This is a genomic window from Staphylococcus equorum, assembly GCF_029531845.1.
Taxonomy (GTDB): domain Bacteria; phylum Bacillota; class Bacilli; order Staphylococcales; family Staphylococcaceae; genus Staphylococcus; species Staphylococcus equorum_C.
Map to the genome: position 1 here is coordinate 276,201 of NZ_JAMBPV010000002.1, position 19,139 is coordinate 295,339.

21 protein-coding genes are annotated in these 19,139 nt (G+C 32.6%); 3 read left to right on the plus strand and 18 right to left on the minus strand.

What is annotated here, in order from left to right; all coding sequences use genetic code 11:
* Positions 1 to 10 precede the first annotated feature (10 nt).
* From M4L39_RS03610 to M4L39_RS03690, 17 genes are all read right to left on the minus strand, one after another.
* Positions 11 to 1,279, minus strand: coding sequence for a dihydrolipoamide acetyltransferase family protein (locus tag M4L39_RS03610; protein ID WP_277580793.1), 1,269 nt, complete (start codon positions 1,277 to 1,279; stop codon positions 11 to 13).
* 12 nt (positions 1,280 to 1,291) lie between these two features.
* A complete protein-coding gene (locus tag M4L39_RS03615; RefSeq protein WP_277580794.1) occupies positions 1,292 to 2,275 on the minus strand; it encodes an alpha-ketoacid dehydrogenase subunit beta in 984 nt (327 codons plus the stop codon).
* The gene (locus M4L39_RS03620) at positions 2,268 to 3,266 is read right to left on the minus strand and encodes a thiamine pyrophosphate-dependent dehydrogenase E1 component subunit alpha (protein WP_277580795.1); all 999 of its coding nucleotides are present in this window, start codon (positions 3,264 to 3,266) and stop codon (positions 2,268 to 2,270) included. Before M4L39_RS03620 ends, M4L39_RS03615 begins: the two co-directional genes overlap by 8 nt.
* 15 nt (positions 3,267 to 3,281) lie before the next feature.
* Positions 3,282 to 4,703, minus strand: a complete 1,422-nt coding sequence (gene lpdA / locus M4L39_RS03625; protein WP_277580796.1) for a dihydrolipoyl dehydrogenase — start codon at positions 4,701 to 4,703, stop codon at positions 3,282 to 3,284.
* Between the two features lie 10 nt (positions 4,704 to 4,713).
* Entirely contained in the window at positions 4,714 to 5,775 is a 1,062-nt protein-coding gene (gene buk / locus M4L39_RS03630; protein WP_277580797.1) for a butyrate kinase, read from the minus strand.
* 262 nt (positions 5,776 to 6,037) lie between these two features.
* Entirely contained in the window at positions 6,038 to 6,934 is an 897-nt protein-coding gene (locus M4L39_RS03635) for a phosphate acyltransferase (protein WP_277580798.1), read from the minus strand.
* A 52-nt stretch (positions 6,935 to 6,986) separates the two neighbouring features.
* Entirely contained in the window at positions 6,987 to 8,666 is a 1,680-nt protein-coding gene (recN, locus tag M4L39_RS03640) for a DNA repair protein RecN (RefSeq protein WP_277580799.1), read from the minus strand.
* Positions 8,667 to 8,687: 21 nt separating this feature from the next.
* Positions 8,688 to 9,140 carry a transcriptional regulator AhrC/ArgR gene (gene ahrC / locus M4L39_RS03645; protein WP_002507526.1) on the minus strand — a complete coding sequence of 151 codons (453 nt, stop codon included), beginning with the start codon at positions 9,138 to 9,140 and terminating at the stop codon, positions 8,688 to 8,690.
* A gap of 341 nt (positions 9,141 to 9,481) precedes the next feature.
* Entirely contained in the window at positions 9,482 to 10,363 is an 882-nt protein-coding gene (locus M4L39_RS03650; protein ID WP_277580800.1) for a polyprenyl synthetase family protein, read from the minus strand.
* A complete protein-coding gene (locus M4L39_RS03655; protein WP_046465408.1) occupies positions 10,353 to 10,589 on the minus strand; it encodes an exodeoxyribonuclease VII small subunit in 237 nt (78 codons plus the stop codon). Before M4L39_RS03655 ends, M4L39_RS03650 begins: the two co-directional genes overlap by 11 nt.
* Positions 10,582 to 11,919: an exodeoxyribonuclease VII large subunit gene (xseA, locus tag M4L39_RS03660; protein ID WP_277580801.1), complete on the minus strand. Its 1,338-nt coding sequence runs from the start codon at positions 11,917 to 11,919 to the stop codon at positions 10,582 to 10,584. The genes M4L39_RS03655 and xseA overlap by 8 nt, the downstream gene beginning before the upstream one ends.
* A gap of 14 nt (positions 11,920 to 11,933) precedes the next feature.
* Entirely contained in the window at positions 11,934 to 12,320 is a 387-nt protein-coding gene (gene nusB / locus M4L39_RS03665) for a transcription antitermination factor NusB (RefSeq protein WP_277580802.1), read from the minus strand.
* Between the two features lie 122 nt (positions 12,321 to 12,442).
* Positions 12,443 to 12,805 carry an Asp23/Gls24 family envelope stress response protein gene (locus M4L39_RS03670; protein WP_277580803.1) on the minus strand — a complete coding sequence of 121 codons (363 nt, stop codon included), beginning with the start codon at positions 12,803 to 12,805 and terminating at the stop codon, positions 12,443 to 12,445.
* 12 nt (positions 12,806 to 12,817) lie between these two features.
* Positions 12,818 to 14,176 carry an acetyl-CoA carboxylase biotin carboxylase subunit gene (gene accC, locus M4L39_RS03675; RefSeq protein ID WP_277580804.1) on the minus strand — a complete coding sequence of 453 codons (1,359 nt, stop codon included), beginning with the start codon at positions 14,174 to 14,176 and terminating at the stop codon, positions 12,818 to 12,820.
* Positions 14,176 to 14,649 (minus strand): acetyl-CoA carboxylase biotin carboxyl carrier protein, encoded by a 474-nt coding sequence (gene accB, locus M4L39_RS03680; RefSeq protein WP_277580805.1) that lies wholly within the window; start codon positions 14,647 to 14,649, stop codon positions 14,176 to 14,178. The genes accC and accB overlap by 1 nt, the downstream gene beginning before the upstream one ends.
* 360 nt (positions 14,650 to 15,009) lie before the next feature.
* Complete coding sequence (efp, locus tag M4L39_RS03685; RefSeq protein ID WP_277580806.1) at positions 15,010 to 15,567, minus strand: elongation factor P; 558 nt, start codon at positions 15,565 to 15,567, stop codon at positions 15,010 to 15,012.
* Positions 15,568 to 15,595: 28 nt separating this feature from the next.
* A complete protein-coding gene (locus tag M4L39_RS03690) occupies positions 15,596 to 16,654 on the minus strand; it encodes a M24 family metallopeptidase (RefSeq protein WP_277580807.1) in 1,059 nt (352 codons plus the stop codon).
* A gap of 103 nt (positions 16,655 to 16,757) precedes the next feature.
* Here M4L39_RS03690 and M4L39_RS03695 point away from each other — a divergent pair, with 103 nt between their 5' ends.
* Positions 16,758 to 17,345 carry a hypothetical protein gene (locus M4L39_RS03695; protein ID WP_277580808.1) on the plus strand — a complete coding sequence of 196 codons (588 nt, stop codon included), beginning with the start codon at positions 16,758 to 16,760 and terminating at the stop codon, positions 17,343 to 17,345.
* A 23-nt stretch (positions 17,346 to 17,368) separates the two neighbouring features.
* Positions 17,369 to 17,587, plus strand: coding sequence for an SA1362 family protein (locus M4L39_RS03700; protein ID WP_277580809.1), 219 nt, complete (start codon positions 17,369 to 17,371; stop codon positions 17,585 to 17,587).
* A gap of 122 nt (positions 17,588 to 17,709) precedes the next feature.
* On the opposite strand, the gene M4L39_RS03705 is transcribed toward M4L39_RS03700, so the two are convergent.
* On the minus strand, positions 17,710 to 18,540 hold the full coding sequence (locus tag M4L39_RS03705; protein ID WP_277580810.1) for a lipoate--protein ligase family protein: 831 nt from the start codon (positions 18,538 to 18,540) through the stop codon (positions 17,710 to 17,712).
* Positions 18,541 to 18,712: 172 nt separating this feature from the next.
* On the opposite strand from M4L39_RS03705, the gene M4L39_RS03710 reads away from it, so the two are divergent.
* Positions 18,713 to 19,099: a rhodanese-like domain-containing protein gene (locus tag M4L39_RS03710; protein WP_277580811.1), complete on the plus strand. Its 387-nt coding sequence runs from the start codon at positions 18,713 to 18,715 to the stop codon at positions 19,097 to 19,099.
* Positions 19,100 to 19,139: the final 40 nt, after the last annotated feature.

The following is a 19,139-nucleotide window of genomic DNA, read 5'->3' on the forward strand; positions in this document are numbered from 1 at the left end:
GTCAAATATATTAATATATGCTTGTATGTTCAATTGAATATTGTTCAATACGTGTTTTTACAAAATTCATGAATCTACCTGCTTGAAGACCATCTAATATACGATGATCTATCGATAGACATAAATTAACCATATTGCGAATTGCAATCATGTCATCAATAACAACAGGTTTTTTAATAATAGATTCAATCTGTAATATTGCTGCTTGAGGATGGTTGATGATACCCATAGATGAAACAGAACCAAATGTTCCTGTGTTATTCACAGTAAAAGTACCGCCTTGCATATCATCAGAGCGTAATTTTTTGTTACGCGCTTTGTGTGCAAGCTCGTTAATTTCACGAGCAATACCTTTAATGGATTTTTCATCTGCATTTTTTATTACAGGCACATATAATTTATCTTCATCTGCAACAGCAATAGAAATATTTATATCTTTGTGCATAATGATTTCTGAATCTAACCAGCTACTATTTAATAGTGGATATGCTTTTAAGCCTTCAGCAACAGCTTTTACGAAAAATGCGAAGAAAGTTAAATTATAACCTTCACTTTCTTTGAAACTTTGCTTGTGATAATTACGCGTTTTCACTAAATTGGAAGCATCTGATTCCACCATCATCCATGCATGTGGTATTTCATTAACACTGTTCACCATGTTTTGGGCAATTTGCTTACGAACACCATTAACTGGAATCGATGATCCAGGAGATGGTTCATTGTAATATGCCTGCTTTGTAACTTTTGGTGAATCTTTAGGTGCAACAATCGTAGAAGGCGTTTTGTTCGTACCAGCTTTAATTACCTTTTCAATGTCTTTTTTTGTAACGCGTCCTTCAAAACCAGTACCAATAACTTCAGATAACTCGATTTGATTTTCAGAAGCAAGTTTAAAGACTACCGGTGAAAAGCGTCCATTATTTTTTGGTTTATCTTCATATGAAGTATTATTCACGTTAGCATTTATGTCAATTGAATCAGGATCTTGAGCCTCATTAGATTCTGATGTTTGTTGTGTATTTGCATTGTTTGTTTCTTGTGATTCATCACCAATGTCAACAAGACATATGACTTCATTTACCGCTACAGTTGTGCCTTCTTCTACTATAATTTCTTTTATTGTTCCTGAAAATGAAGATGGCACTTCTGCTGTTACTTTATCAGTGATAACTTCGCATAATGGATCGTATTCTTCAACAGTATCACCTACAGATACAAGCCATTGTTCTATTGTTCCTTCATGCACACTTTCACCGAGTTTAGGCATTTTGATTTCCATGATTGTGCCTCCTTAAAATTCTGCGAGTTCTCGCATTTTAATTTTTATTTTATCTGGATTGATCATAAACTCGTCTTCAAGAGTTGGTGCAAATGGCATTGATGGAACGTCTGGTCCCGCAAGTCTCATTATCGGTGCATCTAAATCAAATAAACAGTTTTCAGATATAATCGCAGATACTTCAGAAATAATACTACCTTCTAAGTTATCTTCTGTAACTAATAATACTTTACCAGTCAATTTTGCACGTTCAATAATTGTTTCTTTATCTAAAGGGTAAACTGTACGCAAATCAACAACTTCTACATTAATACCATCTTCAGATAACATATCTGCTGCTTGGATACAGTAGTTCACACATAAACCATAAGTGAAAACAGTAATATCATCGCCTTCACGTTTCACATCGGCTTTACCGATAGGCACAGTATAATAGGCTTCTGGTACTTCTTCTTTTAATAATCGATATGCTTTTTTATGTTCAAAGAATAGTACTGGATCGTTTGTTTCAATTGATGACAATAGTAAGCCTTTTGCATCATAAGGTGTAGAAGGTATTACAATAGTCAAGCCAGGTGTAGATGCAAATATCGCTTCGACACTTTGTGAATGATAAAGTGCGCCATGAATTCCGCCACCAAACGGCGCACGAATTGTAATTGGACATTGCCAATCATTATTGGAACGGTATCTCATCTTAGCAGCTTCACTAATGATTTGGTTTGTAGCTGGTAAAATATAATCAGCGAACTGAATTTCAGCAACAGGACGTTTACCTAACATTGCTGCACCTATACTTGTCCCAACAATATTAGATTCTGCTAATGGTGTGTCTAATACACGAGCTTCACCATATTTTTCTTGTAATCCCAAAGTGACCCCAAATACGCCACCTTTTTTGCCGACATCCTCTCCTAATACGAAAACGGCGTCATCTTTTTCCATTGATTGATCTAGCCCTTGCTGGATAGCTTCTAAATAGGATAATTTAGCCATTGTTTGCGCCTCCTTCTTCGTAAACGTGTGTATAAGTTTCATCTGCTGATGGATAAGGCGCTTGCTCAGCTTCTTTAGTTGCTTGATTGACAATTTCTTTATGTTCTTTTTCTAGTTCATCTAACCAGTCTTTATCAATAAATCCTTCTTCAAGTAAAAATGCTTTGAATTTAAGGTTACAGTCTAAAGATTTAAGCTCATCGCGCTCTTCTTTTGAACGGTATTTATCATCATCATCAGATGAATGGGCAGTCATTCTTGTACACATAGCTTCTATAAGTGTTGATCCTCCACCATTTAAAGCACGTTCTCTAGCTTCTTTCATCACTTTATACATAGCTATTGGATCATTTCCATCCACATGCTCGCCATGTATTCCATAGCCAATAGCACGGTCAGAAAGTTTTTCAGCTCCATATTGTAGTGAATCAGGAACTGAAATCGCATATTTATTGTTTTCAATTACACAAATGAACGGTAATTTATGTACTCCTGCAAAGTTTAAACCTTCGTGAAAATCACCTTGGTTTGAACTACCTTCACCGACAGTTGTCATTGCTATGTTCGGTTGGTTATCCATTTTCAATGCTAAAGCAGCACCAACAGCGTGTAAAATTTGAGTTCCTACTGGAGAACCTTGAGAAAGCATGCCTATGTCGCTTTGACCAAAATGAGAAGGCATTTGTTTTCCACCTGAGTTGATATCATCACGTTTACCAAAAGCGGCTAACATAGAATTTAGAGGTGTCATACCTAAATAAGTTACGAGTGCTAAATCTCTATAATAAGGTGAAGAAATATCACCTTTTTGCATAGCATAAGCCATACCTATTTGTGTTGCTTCTTGTCCTTGGCAGCTAATGACAAAGGGGATTTTGCCTGCACGGTTTAGTAGCCACATACGTTCGTCTATTTTACGACCTAAGTCCATCCATTTGTACATTGCTTGTAGGTCTTCTTTTTCTAAGCCTACTGATTTATAATCAAACATTTTATTGCCTCCTTATTAAACGTGAATCGATCTATTCTCAACTTTTAATCCTAATTCCATTAATACTTCAGAAAGAGAAGGATGTGCATGGGTTGTTAAACCAAGTTCTAATGTTGAACCATTCATAAATTGGAATAATGATACTTCATTAATCAGTTCTGTGACATGAGGTCCAATCATATTCAGCCCTAATACAGTATCATTTTCTTGATCGATCACGACTTCACAAAAACCACTTTGATTTTGTGTGTCCTCAATTACAGCTTTACCAATTGCTTTAAACGGAACTTTAACTGCACGTGCTTTAATATTTTCTGCTTTAGCTTCTTCTAAATTTTTGCCAATGCTTGCGACTTCAGGTTGACTGTAAACACATCTTGGCATTTTTAAGTAGTCTATCGGTAAGGGCGATGCATCAAACATATGTTCAATAGCAATGATTCCCTCTTTTGAACCTACATGCGCAAGTTGCAATTTACCAATACAATCACCAGCAGCGTAAATATGTTTATCCTCAGTTTGTTGATATTCATTGACGATGATATGTTTTTTATCAGTCAACTTGATTTTAGTATTATTTAAGCCGATATCATCAGTGTTTGGTCTACGACCTATCGATACAAGTGCTTTATCGAATGTAACTGACGTTTCATTCAGCGTTATTGTTATATTATTTTCATCAATTTCAATATTTTCTTCAGCTAGTTGCGTATTTTCATAGAATATTACGCCTCGCTCAGTTAATTCTTGTTTCAATACTTTTGCTACTGATTTACTTTCAGTTGGTATAATACGTTCTCCAGCTTCAATCACTGTTACTTCGACACCAAAATCTATTAGTAATGATGCAAATTCTAAACCAATTACACCGCCTCCAACAATTGCGATAGAATTTGGTAAATGCTCAAGTTTTAAAATGTCATCACTAGATAGCACAATATTATGATCAAATGGTAAAAATGGAAGCTCCATAGGTTGAGAACCTGTACAAATCAACACATTATTATTCGGAATTAACTCTGACTGACCATCTTCAAATTCTACAGAAACAGTGCCACTTTGTGGTGAAAATATTGAAGGTCCTAATAAGCGACCAGTACCATTAAATACATCGATTTTATTATGGTCCATCAAATGTTTCACACCGTTAAACATTTGATGGACGATTTCATGTTTACGTTCTTGAACACGTGAAAAGTTCAACTTAAAATCGTTTATATCAACACCAAATTCACTAGAATTTTTAACCGTATGCATAACTTCAGCAGATTTCAAAAGTGCTTTTGTCGGGATACATCCTTTATGTAAACAAGTGCCTCCGATTAAAGACTTTTCTACAAGTGCAACTTTTTTTCCTAGTTGAGATGCTCGGATCGCCGATACATAACCGGCTGTTCCTCCACCTAATATTACTAAATCATATTTTTCTTCTGACATGTTTGCACTCCTAACTATAAACTTTGGCAATTTCTTTACCTTTTAAAACAAGCGATGTGCGTGTCGCTAAAGCGTCCATTTCTTTTTCACCTGGATAAATTGTAACGGGTGCTATCCAATCAACATAAGATTGGATTAATGATGTTAATATTTTATTGTAACCCAATCCGCCAGTAAGGATAACTTGATCAACATTCCCTTTAAAAACGATTGCTCTTTCGCCAATCGCTTTCGCAACTTGATATGCTAAAGCATCAAACGCTAATTTTACATCACTATCTGATTCATATTGAAGTGATAACACTTTTGTATCATTGGTTTTAAACATATTAACAAAACCACATTCTTTGCTTAAAAAGCGATTCATTTCTTGCGGTGTAAAATTGTTTGTATAGCCATATTCATATAACAAATCATTTGGAATAGAACCTGCCCGTTCAGGACTAAAAGGACCTTCACCTAGCAAGCCTTCGTTTACATCAACAACAAGCCCCTGTCTATGTGCTCCAATTGTTATACCACCGCCCATATGAGCGACAATAACATTAACTTGTTTATATGTTCTACCGGATGAATTTGCATATAAGCTTGCAACAGCTTTTTGGTTTAATGCATGAAAAATACACCTTCGTTTTATGCCTTTGATACCTGTAACTCTAGCAATATCCATCAATTCATCTACAACTACAGAGTCAATTGTAAAAACAGGTATTAGAAGATCTCGACTTAATTCGTAACCGATAATACCACTTAAATTAGATGCATGGTCGCCGTATTTAAATGTCCGAAGATCATTATACATCATTTCGTTAATTGCATAGACACCACCACTTATAGGTTTTAATAATCCGCCTCTACACGCAATGCCATCAAAGTCACTAAATTTCACGTCAGCTACTTTTTTTACAAAACGTTCAATTTCAAATCGTCGATGTTTGATTTGCTCTATCAGATTTAAGGAAGTAATTTCGAGGTCATGCCGTATTGTGTCATTATACTTGCAATACGCATCTGTATAAATAGCAACCTTAGAAGATGTGCTACCTAAATTAAGCACTAAAATTTGAGACATTGCCTCACCTTCTTTATTGAAAATAAAATAGAAAACTACTAACTTTATTTGCTCAAAGAACATGGATTTTATCATTATGCAACGGCTAGTTTATCTGCTTTTAAGTTGAAATAAACAGTCAATATTGAAAAGTCATTGCATATAAAAGGCTTATATTAAACTATTTATAATATCCACTTATATTTTACATCAAATAGACAAAATATAAAATTAATAACCTATTTTTTATTGCAACAAGAAAAATGAGCCTTTGATAACAAGGTCATTTTAAAACCTTTAGTGCTAACAATAACGAATCGAGTTTGTTTTGTTTATTATCAGCTCTAGAAGTAAGTACAATGGGAAATTTTGCGCCTAAAACTAGACTTGCTACACGTGCATCAGCAAAATATGTGAATGACTTATATAATGCGTTGCCAACATCAATATGTGATACAAGTAATGCATCGACGTCACCAGCTACAGTAGACTTTATATTCTTTTTAATAACACTTTCCATGCTTATCGCGTTATCAAAGGCTAGAGGGCCGTCAACAATCAAATAATCATCCGAGTCTCTATTAAAAATATTTTTGATTTTTTCAGAATCTGTAGAAGATTGGATTTTCCTTGTAACTTTTTCGACAGATGATAATAAACCTATTTTAAACTGACCATAACCTAATGCTTTACTAAATACTGATAAATTTTTAATAATTTGTCTTTTTTCTTCTACCGACGGTGAAATGTTTAACGCAACATCACTCATCATTAATGCTTTATGATAATTTGGTATATCGAAACATGCGACATGACTCAGAAAACCATGATGTTCTAAAAAATTCTTATTACTTAAAACAAATGACAGTAATGATGAAGACGTTAAATTGCCTTTCATTAATATCGACACTTTACCGCGTGATAAATCTTGTGCACATTGTTTAAATAATTCATTTTCATCAACAAACGTATTAATGTGAATTCTGTTTAATAATTGTGCATCTATGTTAAAAGATCTTATAATTTCAGTTGGATCTTGTGTATCATATAAAAACACTTCTATATCTGTTAAAGTAAGTGCTTCTAGCACGACTGACAGCATCTTTTCATCGTTAGCATATAAAATGGCTATATTACCCTTTAAAGTTGTAGACGGATTAATTAAATGTTGATATTGCATGAAAACCAACACCTTTCCCTATAAGTAAAGTAGTATTTATACGTTCGTATTATTAATCATTAAGGTGATTTTGTTCTATCATTTCTTTAGCATTCTGACGCGTAAGCTCAGTAACACTTGCTCCAGAAATCATTCTTGCGACTTCATCAATACGTTCTTCACCAGATAATTCTTTAACATGAGTAGTTGTTCTATCATCTTTAGAAGCTTTACTAATAAATAAATGTTGATCACTCATTGTAGCTACTTGTGGTAAATGAGAAATACATATTACTTGTATGTGTTGTGCTAAATCTTTCATTTTCTGAGCCATCTTTTGTGCTGCTTGACCAGAAACACCAGAGTCTACTTCATCAAATAAAATTGCTGTTTGACCTCTTGTTTTGACAAAGATTGTCTTGAGCGCCAACATAATTCTAGATAATTCTCCTCCAGAAGCAATTTTATTTAAACTTTTAAGTGGTTCGCCTTTATTAGGACTAATTAAAAATTCTACAAATTCAATACCTTCACGGTTAGGTGTATCTAACGGTTTAAAGGAAATTTCTAGGTTCGCATCTTTCATTTGTAAATTTTGAATTTCCTCAACTATATTATCTCGTAGCGATTGAGCTACAACGCGACGTTTTTGAGATAATTTTTTACCTAACTTGAAAACTTTATCATAAAGTGACTCTATTTCTTCACGTAATTGTGATGTGCTTTCTTCGTAATTTTCAATTTTGTTGATTTCATTGTCCAATTTATCTTGATAAATAATAAGTTCGCTAATATCTTTACCATATTTACGTTTCAAACTATTTAATACGTTCATTCTAGCTTCAAGTTCATTAAGGTACTGTTCATCAAATTCTGTATTAGTGAGTTCATCATATAGCTGATGCTTTGCATCATCTAATGTATAGTAAAATTGATCTACTTCTTCTTTAAGGCCGTCATATTTATCAGGCAAGATATCACTAATTGACTGTAGTTGATTACTTAATTCATACAAACGATCGGTAATTGCATGTTCATCAGTTAGTGTTAGATGTGCATTGTTTAGTGCTAAGCTTAAATTTTCAGAGTTTTGAATACGTTTAATGTCTGTTTCGAGTTGTGATACTTCCCCATCCGTTAATTGTGCTTCCTGTAATTCTTCATGCTGAAATTTAAGCAAATCTAATCGCTGGAGTAGTGCTTGATCTGCAGTTTCCAAATCTTCAAGTTCTTTCTTTTTAGCTTTATATTGATCAAAAGTAGATACATAATCATTAAGTAAAGATTTATATGTATCCTCTGCATAATTATCTAATAATTGTAAATGATATTTTTGTTTTAATAATGATTGCGTTTCATGTTGACCATGTATGTCTAGCAGTTCTTGCATTATTTTTCGCAAATCTTGCAGTGTAACAATTTGATTATTAACTCTACACATACTTTTTCCAGAACTAAAGATTTCTCTTTTAACTAATAAAAAATCCTCGTCTATATCAATTGATAAATCACGTAATATGGAAATGGCTTCCTTACTCTCATCGATGTCGAAGATACCTTCAATAATTGATTTCTTTTCACCATGTCTTACATAATTTGAAGAAGCGCGCATGCCAATGAGTTGTCCAATCGCATCAATGATAATGGACTTACCTGCACCTGTTTCACCACTTAATACTGTTAAGCCTTCATCAAAATGCACTTCTAATTCATCAATGATTGCAAATTGTTTAATGGATAAAGTTTGTAGCATCCTTATATCACTTCCTTATACTTATAATAAATTAAAGATGCGTGTCTTAATTTTTTCGCTTGCTGAATCATCTCTACAGATAATTAAGCAAGTATCATCACCACAAATAGTTCCTAAAACTTCTTCCCAATCAATTTGGTCTAAAATTGCACCGATTGACTGAGCATTACCAGGTAATGTTTTTAGAACTAATAAATTACCAGTTCCGTCAATATTTACAAATGAATCCATTAAATATCTACCTAATTTTTCTAAAGGATGATATTTTCGGTCGTTAGGCAAACTATAGACATATTGTCCAGCAGGCGTCGGTACCTTTATAAGTTGTAACTCTTTAATGTCTCTTGAAACTGTTGCTTGTGTGACATTCAATTCGTACTCATTTAAACGTTTTACTAATTCATCTTGTGTTTCTATCTTTTCATTTGATATGATTTCTCTTATTTTTATATGTCTCACTGATTTTTTAGCCATGTATAGCACCTCTGTAAACGAATATTTATACATTTATTTTACCACAAGCATGTGAATTCTACTACTAAAGTTAATTTGAAATGCCGTTAAATATATAACGTTAATAATGCTATATATCAGTAAAATGTCACTACAAGCCATTCATATAATAGGTGTAAAAATTCAGTGTATTATGTAAAATAATTATTAAATTGATGAATAATTATTGAATAATATATATTTACTCAATAAAAAAATCATGCTACATATATGTAGCATGATTTTTTTAGCTGTTAAGTATTTATTAACTGAGAAAAATTTAAAGATTGAAAAACGTTATACTAATTATCTAATGCACCGTATTATGATTCACGATTATTAAACAATTCAATAATAGCTTCAAGATCTTGAGTATTATAAGAATCCGGTAATTCGTTTAAACACTGGTATGCAGCGTCAGTATGAAATTTCATCTTCTCTTCTGCACCAGTTTGACCTAATAAAGATACGTAAGTACTTTTATCATTTTCAATATCACTACCTACTGCTTTTCCTAATTTTGCTTCGTCACCATAAATATCGAGCAAATCATCTTTAATCTGAAACATTAAACCTAAGTGTTCACTGTATGTTTCTAAAAGTTTTGCTACAGATTGCTCTGGTTCGGCAATATCAACGGCAGCCATAACTGCAAATTTAAGTAGCGCGCCAGTTTTAGCATTATGAATTTTTTCGAGTGTATTTATGTCTATAGATGAACCTTCACTTTGCATATCTAATACTTGGCCACCTACCATTCCTAAGTGACCGCTCGCAAATGATAAACGTTTAATCAGTTTAATCTTAACTGTATCATTTAGACTAGGGTCGTTAGTAATGATTTCAAAAGCTTTGGTAAGCAATGCATCTCCAGCAAGTATCGCTTTCCATTCACCAAAAATTTTATGATTTGTAAGTTGTCCTCTACGATAATCATCATTGTCTAATGGTGGTAAATCATCGTGAATTAATGAATACGTATGGACCATTTCTAATCCTAGGGCAGCTGATAATCCTGATTTATATTCATTTGATAACATATCTAAAGTTAATAATAATAAGACAGGTCTTATTCGTTTACCGCCTGCTTCTAAAGAATAACGCATACTCTCTTCTATATTAGTGTTAAGGGAAGACTCTGGAATAGTTGTAGATAACTTTTGATTAATTTCTTCTATTAAATTATTCATTTTGTTATTCGCCATCGTTATCAATCGTCTCCTCGTTTTCAACATTTTCATCAGTCATAAGCTCATTGACTTTCTTTTCAGCATCTTTTAATGTTTCATCACAAGTTGCAGATAGTTTCATACCACGTTGATATAAATTTAAAGATTCTTCTAATGATACATTTTCATTATCAAGTTTTTGAACGATACCTTCGAGTTCTTTCATCATTTCTTCAAAACTTTGTGTATTACTATTACTCATCTTTACACCTTACTTTCTTAACTTGTGCATCAACAATGCCATCTTTCATTGTTAATACAATGTTATCATTTTCAGCTAAGTCATTTGTACTCGTTATTACATCATCATCTTTATTTACAATTGTATAGCCACGTAACATTGTGTTTGTTGGACTTAAATTATTTAAGCTTTCTAGTTTACTAGCAAGCTTATTTTGTTGATTGGTAATAAAATTGTTCATGACTTTATTTAAATCTGTACGCTTTTGATTATTTGTTAATTGTTCTCTATTAATATTTTGTTTGAAATTCTTCAAGTTAAATTTATTAGTTAACAATTGTAATTGTTGTTGTTCATTTTTAATCCTTAAATTCATTGATAGGCTTAACTGCTTTTCTAAATCATCACGTTTTTGAATTTGCTGATCATATAACAAAGTTGGTGTTTGGAATTTGTAATATGAAGTTACATGTTCCAAATATTTTCTTTGTTGTTGCATATGTTGTTTGATAAAACGAGTGAGTGAAAGGTTCGTTTGCTTTAAGTATTGACGTAATTCATATTGGTCTGGTGTGGCCATAACTGCTGCTTGCGTTGGCGTAGCAGCACGTACATCAGCTACGAAGTCACTTAATGTAAAATCGGTTTCATGTCCAACAGCAGATATAATCGGTGTTTCACAAAAATATATCGCTTTTACTACATCTTCTTCGTTAAAGTTCCATAAATCTTCTATAGAACCCCCACCACGACCTATAATAATTGTATCAACATTCAATTGATCGGCCTGTTTTATCTTTTCGACTATATCATTTTTAGCTTGTTCACCTTGTACTAAAGTATTAATTTGTACTTGTTCAGCTAGAGGATATCGACTATTTATCGTAGTATGAATATCTCTAATAGCTGCGCCAGTACCTGCAGTTAGTACTGCTATTTTTTTAGGATATTTAGGTATTAACTTTTTATGATTTTGATCGAAAAAACCATCTTTAGTTAATTTCTTTTTCAGTTGTTCTAATTTTTGGTATAAATTACCTACACCATCAATATGCATTTTATTAACATAGATTTGATAATTCCCTCTACGCTCATAAACAGAAACGCGTGCTTCTAATAATACTTCGTCTCCTTCTTTAGGATCAAAATCAATTTTAGAAGCATTGCCTTTAAACATCATTGCACTAATGACACTGTTTTTATCTTTGACATTAAAATAAAGATGACCACTACTATGCTTTTTGAAGTTAGAGAGTTCCCCTTTAATCAATACAGATTGTAGGTGGGGATCTTGGTCAAATTTATATTTAATATATTTAGTTAATGCGGAAACACTTAAATAGTCTGCCATTTTATATCACTCTTTTATTCAATATTGCTCAATACACCATTGATGAATTTATAATGAGCATCATCGCTGAATTGTTTCGCTAATTCAACAGCTTCATTTATAATTACTTTTTGTGGTGTTGAACTATGTAACAATTCAAAAGTAGACATTCTTAAGATAATGCGATCTGTTTTCAATAAACGGTCTAGGGTCCAATCTTTTAAGTTTGGTTGGATTTTTTCATCTAAAATCGTTTCGTGATCTTTCACCCCAGTTACTAACCAGTTGATAAAATCAAATTCTAAGTCTGGGTTTTCATCTTTAATAAAACTAATTGCTTCTTCTATTGTTAATTCGCTATTTTTCATTTCAAGTTGAAAAAGAGTTTGAAAGGCTTGTGTTCTGGATTCTTTTCGACTCATTATAAACTCCTTCAAGCATTGTATTTTTGTAAATTATTTGTGAAAAGTAATAACAAATATATTGAAATATTCGTTATTACATATCCATAAAATGTATTTAAAGTAAATTTGCTTATATAATTTTAATTTGTTGGTTCAATATGTGTGATGTGAACGTTGATTTGGCTAAGTTCAATTGTTGTCATCGTTGTTACAGAATTAAAAATAGTGCTTTGGATCGTTTTCGCAGTTTCTGAAATGTTGATACCGTATGACAATGAACAATATACATCGATATAGATACCATCTTCTCTCGTATCAACTTTAACACCTTTGCTCAACTGCTTTCTAGTAAATCTTTCGATACTACTATTTTTTAATTCTTTAAAATGACCTTGTATACCTTTTATTTCAGCTGTTGCAATACTTGCTATAACTGTTAATACCTCAGGTGCAATTTCTATTTTCCCTAAATTGGAATGTGAGGTTTCTGATACTTTGACCATTTCACATACCTCCTATTTAGTTTGATCATCCATGATATTATATTTTTCAAGAAAATTAGTATTAAACTCTCCGCTTCTGAAAATTTCATTGTTTAATAAACGAATATGGAATGGAATCGTAGTATCTATACCTAAAACGAGATACTCACTTAACGCGCGTATACCTGTCATAATCGTTTCTTCTCTAGTTGGCTCATGTACAATGAGTTTGGCAACCATTGAATCATAATATGGTGGAATCGTATAATTAGTATAACATGCTGATTCAATTCTAACGCCAAAGCCACCTGGTGCTAAATACTGGGTGATTTGACCTGGAGAAGGCATGAAGTTTTTATATGGATTTTCTGCATTGATACGGAACTCCATTGCATGTCCTTCGATTTTGATATCTTTTTGTTTAAAAGGTAATTTTTCGCCCATTGCAACTTTCAATTGTAATTTCACTAAATCTACGCCTGTAACCATTTCTGTTACTGGGTGTTCAACTTGGATTCGTGTATTCATTTCCATGAAGTAAAAATCATTAGAATCTAAATCATATATAAATTCAATTGTGCCTGCGTTTTCATAATTAACAGCTTTTGCTGCTCTAACTGCAGCATTACCCATTTCTTGACGTTTTTCTTCAGATAAAATTGGAGATGGCGCTTCCTCTACAAGTTTTTGCATTCTACGTTGTATAGTACAATCACGCTCACCTAAATGGACAACGTTACCAAAACTATCTCCCATTATTTGAATCTCTATATGTCTGAAATTCTCGATGAATTTCTCAAGATAAAGACCACCATTACCGAATGCAGTTTCTGCTTCTTGTTGTGTCATTTTAAAGCCATTTTCCAATTCTTTTTCATCACGAGCGACACGGATACCTTTACCGCCACCGCCAGCAGTTGCTTTAATAATTACTGGATAACCAATTTTATCGGCAATGCCTTTTGCATCGTTGATATCTTTTACAAGGCCTTCACTACCTGGGACAACCGGCACTTCAGCACGTTTCATTTCTTCTTTAGCAACATCTTTAATACCCATTTTTTGGATAGATTCGTAACTTGGACCAATAAATTTCAGTTGGCAGGCTTCGCATAGTTCAGCGAAATCACCATTTTCCGCTAAAAATCCGTAACCAGGATGTATACCGTCACATCCTGTTGACGTTGCGATAGATAAAATATTTGGGATATTTAAATAAGAATCTTTAGATTGTGTTGGGCCAACGCAATATGCTTCATCAGCAATTTGAGTATGTAAAGCGTCTTTATCTCCTTCAGAGTATATAGCCACAGTTTGTAATCCTAAATCGTGACATGCACGAATGATTCTTACCGCAATCTCTCCTCTATTAGCAATTAATATCTTATTCATTATTTCACCTTGAATAACGGTTGGCCATACTCTACCATTTGACCGTCTTCTACTAAAATTTCAGCAATTTCTCCAGTTACTTCAGCTTGTATTTCATTAAACAACTTCATTGCTTCTAATATACATACTGTTGATTCATTTGTAACTGAATCTCCAACTTTTACATATGCACTTTCTTCAGGTGATGGTGATTTGTAAAATGTCCCTACCATTGGTGCATTAATTGTTTGTAAGTTGTCTTCCACTGCGTTTGTAGTTACTTCCTCTGCACTTTGGATACCTACAGGAGTTGACATTACACCTTGTTGTGGAGAAACTTGTTGCATTGGTTGTTGTGAAATTTGAGGTGTAATGATTTCAGTTTCTTTTTCTTTTTTTAAATTAACAATGTTGCCTTTATCTTCTATATTAATTTCAGTCAAGCTAGATTGATCAAGAATTTCTATTAATTCTTTAATTTCTTTAAAATTCATAAGTACTGACTCCTTCAGATTATTTTCATTTACCTAGTTTATTTTACTTTAGTGAAATGTTCAATTCAAGCATATACATGCTTTCAATAATAAAGTGTTTATCTTTTATAGAGTTCTATATAGATATAATTTAATGATAATTCTATTTATTATAACGTTTTTTTAATGTAATAGGGCTATGTTATTGCAAATAATTGATATTAATTTTAAATTCTTTTGAATAACACTACTATAACAGTAGTTTGTTTTATTATAAAATGAAAAAATAAAATAACCTTTCCAACACTTCATGAATTGGAAAGGTTATTAATAGATATGGGATAAATTAAAAAATAATAATTATGATTACTTTTATAAGTATTAACCTCTTGAAATATAACTGCCGTCACCTGTGTTAATTATAAGTGTGTCGCCTTCATTTACAAATAACGGCACATTTAGAGTATAACCAGTTTCTACTGTAGCTGATTTTGTTGCTCCGTTAGCAGTATCACCTTTTATACCAGGTTCTGTTTCTGTTACTGTAAGTTCAACAGTTTTTGGTAATTCAACACCAAGTGTTTCACTTTGGTAAGTTTGAATTTGAACTTCCATGTTAGCTTTCAAGAAATTTAATTCATTTTCTAAATAGTCAGCTTCTAATTCTGTTTGTTCAAATGTTTGGTTATCCATGAAAACATGTGTATCACCATCTGCATATAAATATTGCATGCGGTGATTTTCAATCATAGCAGTTTCAACTTTTTCGCCGCCTCTGAATGTTTTTTCTTGGATAGCACCAGTTCTTAAATTACGTAATTTTGAACGCACAAATGCAGATCCTTTACCTGGTTTTACGTGTTGGAAATCTAATACTTTCCAAATACCATTGTCTACTGCAATTGTTAAGCCTGTCTTAAAATCATTAACCGAAATCATTCAGTTTCCTCCTCAATTATAAGGTCTTCTATAAAATAATAAGGTTTTTAGAGCATTTAGTAAAGCATTCACAACCATTTTCTGTAATTAAAACATCATCTTCAATGCGAACGCCACCTAATCCGTCTAAATAAATACCAGGTTCAATTGTAACACAGTTATTTATCTCTAATTTAGCTTCTGATTTTCTAGATAGATTGGGCCCTTCGTGTACATCTAAACCTATCCCATGTCCCAGTGAATGACCAAACGCTTCACCATATCCTTGTTCAGTAATATAATCTCTAGCGACAGCATCCAAAGCTTTGCCTGTAATACCTTTTTTAGCGGCTTCAATGCCTTTTATATTAGCTTCTAGGACAATATTGTAAATTTCTTTTAGTTTAGGATCAGGCTCGCCTATAGCAAACGTACGTGTGATATCAGATGAATAGCCTTTATAATACGCACCGAAATCTAAAGTAATCAGTTCGCCTTGATTAATTACTTTATCACTTGCGACACCGTGTGGTAATGCACCTCTGACTCCTGAGGCGACAATTGTATCGAATGAAGTACCTTCTGAGCCTAGTTCTAGCATTTTACTTTCTAATTTAGCTTTTAATTGTTGTTCAGTCATACCTGATTTTGCAACAGTTAAGATATACTCATGCGTCTCGTCAACAATTTCCGCAGCTTTTTGAATAAGTTTAATTTCGCTATCATCTTTAACTTCTCTAATTTTTTCAATCAAACCTGAAACGCTGATTAAGCTGATGTAGGATTTGCTTAATTGTAAGTATGTATCATAGCTGACTAAATCACCTTCAAAACCTACATTTTGCACGTCTAATTTTTCCAATTGTGCTTTAACTTCTTCTATGAGACCACCTTTTTGCTTAATAATCTCAAATTGTGTAGTTTGGGAAGTTGCTTGCTCTATGTACCTAAAGTCTGTAATTAATAAATTTTTATCCTTTGTAATAACGAGCGCACCACTCGTGCCTGTAAATCCTGATAAATATCTTCTATTAAAATCAGTTAATACAACAATTGCTTCCAAATGTTTTGTTTTTAAGGCAGAATTCAGTTTATCTATTCTAGTCATCTGTCTTCCTCCCATTCAATAAATTTGTACATTTTCTTTTTATACATTAAAATGATAGCATAATTATTATGTAAATATATAGTTTTTGAATTAGGAGAGAGTTATGAAGAAAAAAATTGTAGCTATATTAGGTGCTTCATGTTTACTAGTAGGTTGTGGTAGTCAAAATTTGGGTCCTTTAGAAGAAAAGACTACACAACTCCGTGATGAAAATCATAAATTAAAAAGTAATATTCAAGAATTAGAGCAAACTATCGACAAAGAAAAAACAAATGTAGCTTCACTTAAGAAAGATAAAGAAAACATTAAACAAGCTCAAAGTAATAAAAAGAAAGTAACAAATTTAAAAGCATCATCTAAATATTATCAAAATATAGCAAAAGCAATTGATCAGTATAATGATATTGAAAGTGATGTAACAAAAAATAAAAATGACAAAAAGATTCTTGGGAAGTTGACTGATATTACTAATAAAATCGATTCTGCGCACACTACATATGAAAATGATATTGATAAAGATAAAATGAGTGATGAAGACGAGGGTAAAAAGAAAAACATCACTAAATTAAATAAAGATCTTAGTTCAGCAATGAATGATATTAGAGATGGTTATAGCGAGAAAGATAAGAAGAAACTTAAAAAAGGGCAAAAAACCTTATCAACCATTAGTATCGATAATAAACAAAGTTAACAACTAAATAGGAGTGTTATAAATTGAAACGAGCAATATTTTATATAATAATCGCAATAGCAGCAGTTGGGTTGATCCTCAATTTAGATGCGTTTATATTCAGCTTTGTTAGTATGGCAATTAGTTTTGCTGTATTTGCAGGGATTATATATGCGATATATTACTTCTTCTTTTTAACAGAAGATCAACGAAAGTATAAACGAGCACAAAGAAAATATAAAAGACGTAATAGAAAAAAATAATTTTATCGTGCTATCTTACTCTTAAAACTTTTATTCAAATCTATCTAACTTTATATGTAATCAAAAAATGTGAGGATGCAGTCATTAAAGACTGTACCCTCACATTTTTGACTTTAAAGAGCTTATTTACGGTAGTTCCATTCGTCAGCTTTATATTTTTCAGTGAGTTCATTCACTTCTTCTTGTTGTTTATGCGTTAAGTTCAGTGGTTTGAAATCGATGTTCAATCCTTTCTTGAAACCTATCTCAAATGCCTCTTCCATTTCAGGGATTGTAATATGACGGTCTGAAATATCATTAATTGCTACTGCTTTTTCTACGAAAGATTGTTTCATATTATCTTTTAAACGTTCGTTTTTAAAAATGAACATATCGAATAAATCATCAATGTCGACATCTTGCAACAATGAACCATGTTGTAAAATGACTCCTTTTTGACGAATCTGCGCACTGCCCGCTATTTTACGTCCTTCTACAACTAATTCATACCAACTAGGAGCATCAAAACATACTGCACTTCTCGGCTGTTTTAGTTTCGCTCGTTCTTCTTTTGAGCGAGGGATAGAAAAGGATGCTTCGAAGCCTAAAGATTTAAAGCCTTCTAACAAGCCTTCCGATATGACTCTGTATGCCTCTGTTACAGTCGTGGGCATCTCTGGATGAGATTCTGGTACAATAACACTATATGTAAGTTCTTTGTCATGTAGCACGCCTCTGCCACCTGTTTGACGTCTGACTAAACCATACCCTTTTTCTTGTACTTTTTCTATATCTATTTCTTTAGTCAGTCTTTGGAAATAACCGACAGATAATGTTGCTGGATTCCACGTATAAAATCTAATAACTGGATCTATTTCTCCTCTAGAAACAAAATTAAGTAGCGCTTCATCCATTGCCATATTGAAATATGGATCATTACTTCCTGTATTTATAAAATTCCAAGATTCAGTCACACTAAAAACCCCAATCAATAAATTAAATTGTGCTAACACTCATTTTATGTTATCGTTTGCACTAATTGTCTAAGTTTGTCAGCATTATCCAATAAATTTAATAAAAAAATTTTGATAAATTGTGCTAACAGTCTTATAATATATAATATCGGTTAATTAGGGAGGATGCAAGATGAGTAATTTTTGGTTTATAGCGTTAGCAGCATTAATAATAATCATCGCTTACATGCTAATCAATTATCTTCTTAACAAGAGAGCAGTCACAGAATTAAGCCAAAATGAATTCCATAATGGTTTACGCAAAGCTCAAGTTATTGATGTAAGAGAAAAAGTTGATTATGATTACGGACACATTAACGGTGCACGTAACATTCCAATTACAATGTTTAAGCAAAGATATCAGGGCTTGAGAACAGATCAACCTATTTATCTATGTGATGCTAATGGCATTGCGAGTTATCGTGCTGCTAGAACATTAAAGAAGAATGGTTATACAGATATCTACATGCTAAAAGGTGGATATAAAAAGTGGACTGGTAAGATTAAGTCAAAAAAATAAATATATAAACAAGTATTGAGTTTATAAAATTTGATTTATA

What these genes read in the sequence shown, in the direction of transcription:
- M4L39_RS03610 (WP_277580793.1), bottom strand. Translation starts at nt 1,279, where the DNA reads ATGGAAATCAAAATGCCTAAACTCGGTGAAAGTGTGCATGAAGGAACA.
- M4L39_RS03615 (WP_277580794.1), bottom strand. Translation starts at nt 2,275, where the DNA reads ATGGCTAAATTATCCTATTTAGAAGCTATCCAGCAAGGGCTAGATCAA.
- M4L39_RS03620 (WP_277580795.1), bottom strand. Translation starts at nt 3,266, where the DNA reads ATGTTTGATTATAAATCAGTAGGCTTAGAAAAAGAAGACCTACAAGCA.
- lpdA (WP_277580796.1), bottom strand. Translation starts at nt 4,703, where the DNA reads ATGTCAGAAGAAAAATATGATTTAGTAATATTAGGTGGAGGAACAGCC.
- buk (WP_277580797.1), bottom strand. Translation starts at nt 5,775, where the DNA reads ATGTCTCAAATTTTAGTGCTTAATTTAGGTAGCACATCTTCTAAGGTT.
- M4L39_RS03635 (WP_277580798.1), bottom strand. Translation starts at nt 6,934, where the DNA reads ATGCAATATCAACATTTAATTAATCCGTCTACAACTTTAAAGGGTAAT.
- recN (WP_277580799.1), bottom strand. Translation starts at nt 8,666, where the DNA reads ATGCTACAAACTTTATCCATTAAACAATTTGCAATCATTGATGAATTA.
- ahrC (WP_002507526.1), bottom strand. Translation starts at nt 9,140, where the DNA reads ATGGCTAAAAAATCAGTGAGACATATAAAAATAAGAGAAATCATATCA.
- M4L39_RS03650 (WP_277580800.1), bottom strand. Translation starts at nt 10,363, where the DNA reads ATGGCGAATAACAAAATGAATAATTTAATAGAAGAAATTAATCAAAAG.
- M4L39_RS03655 (WP_046465408.1), bottom strand. Translation starts at nt 10,589, where the DNA reads ATGAGTAATAGTAATACACAAAGTTTTGAAGAAATGATGAAAGAACTC.
- xseA (WP_277580801.1), bottom strand. Translation starts at nt 11,919, where the DNA reads ATGGCAGACTATTTAAGTGTTTCCGCATTAACTAAATATATTAAATAT.
- nusB (WP_277580802.1), bottom strand. Translation starts at nt 12,320, where the DNA reads ATGAGTCGAAAAGAATCCAGAACACAAGCCTTTCAAACTCTTTTTCAA.
- M4L39_RS03670 (WP_277580803.1), bottom strand. Translation starts at nt 12,805, where the DNA reads ATGGTCAAAGTATCAGAAACCTCACATTCCAATTTAGGGAAAATAGAA.
- accC (WP_277580804.1), bottom strand. Translation starts at nt 14,176, where the DNA reads ATGAATAAGATATTAATTGCTAATAGAGGAGAGATTGCGGTAAGAATC.
- accB (WP_277580805.1), bottom strand. Translation starts at nt 14,649, where the DNA reads ATGAATTTTAAAGAAATTAAAGAATTAATAGAAATTCTTGATCAATCT.
- efp (WP_277580806.1), bottom strand. Translation starts at nt 15,567, where the DNA reads ATGATTTCGGTTAATGATTTTAAGACAGGCTTAACAATTGCAGTAGAC.
- M4L39_RS03690 (WP_277580807.1), bottom strand. Translation starts at nt 16,654, where the DNA reads ATGACTAGAATAGATAAACTGAATTCTGCCTTAAAAACAAAACATTTG.
- M4L39_RS03695 (WP_277580808.1), top strand. Translation starts at nt 16,758, where the DNA reads ATGAAGAAAAAAATTGTAGCTATATTAGGTGCTTCATGTTTACTAGTA.
- M4L39_RS03710 (WP_277580811.1), top strand. Translation starts at nt 18,713, where the DNA reads ATGAGTAATTTTTGGTTTATAGCGTTAGCAGCATTAATAATAATCATC.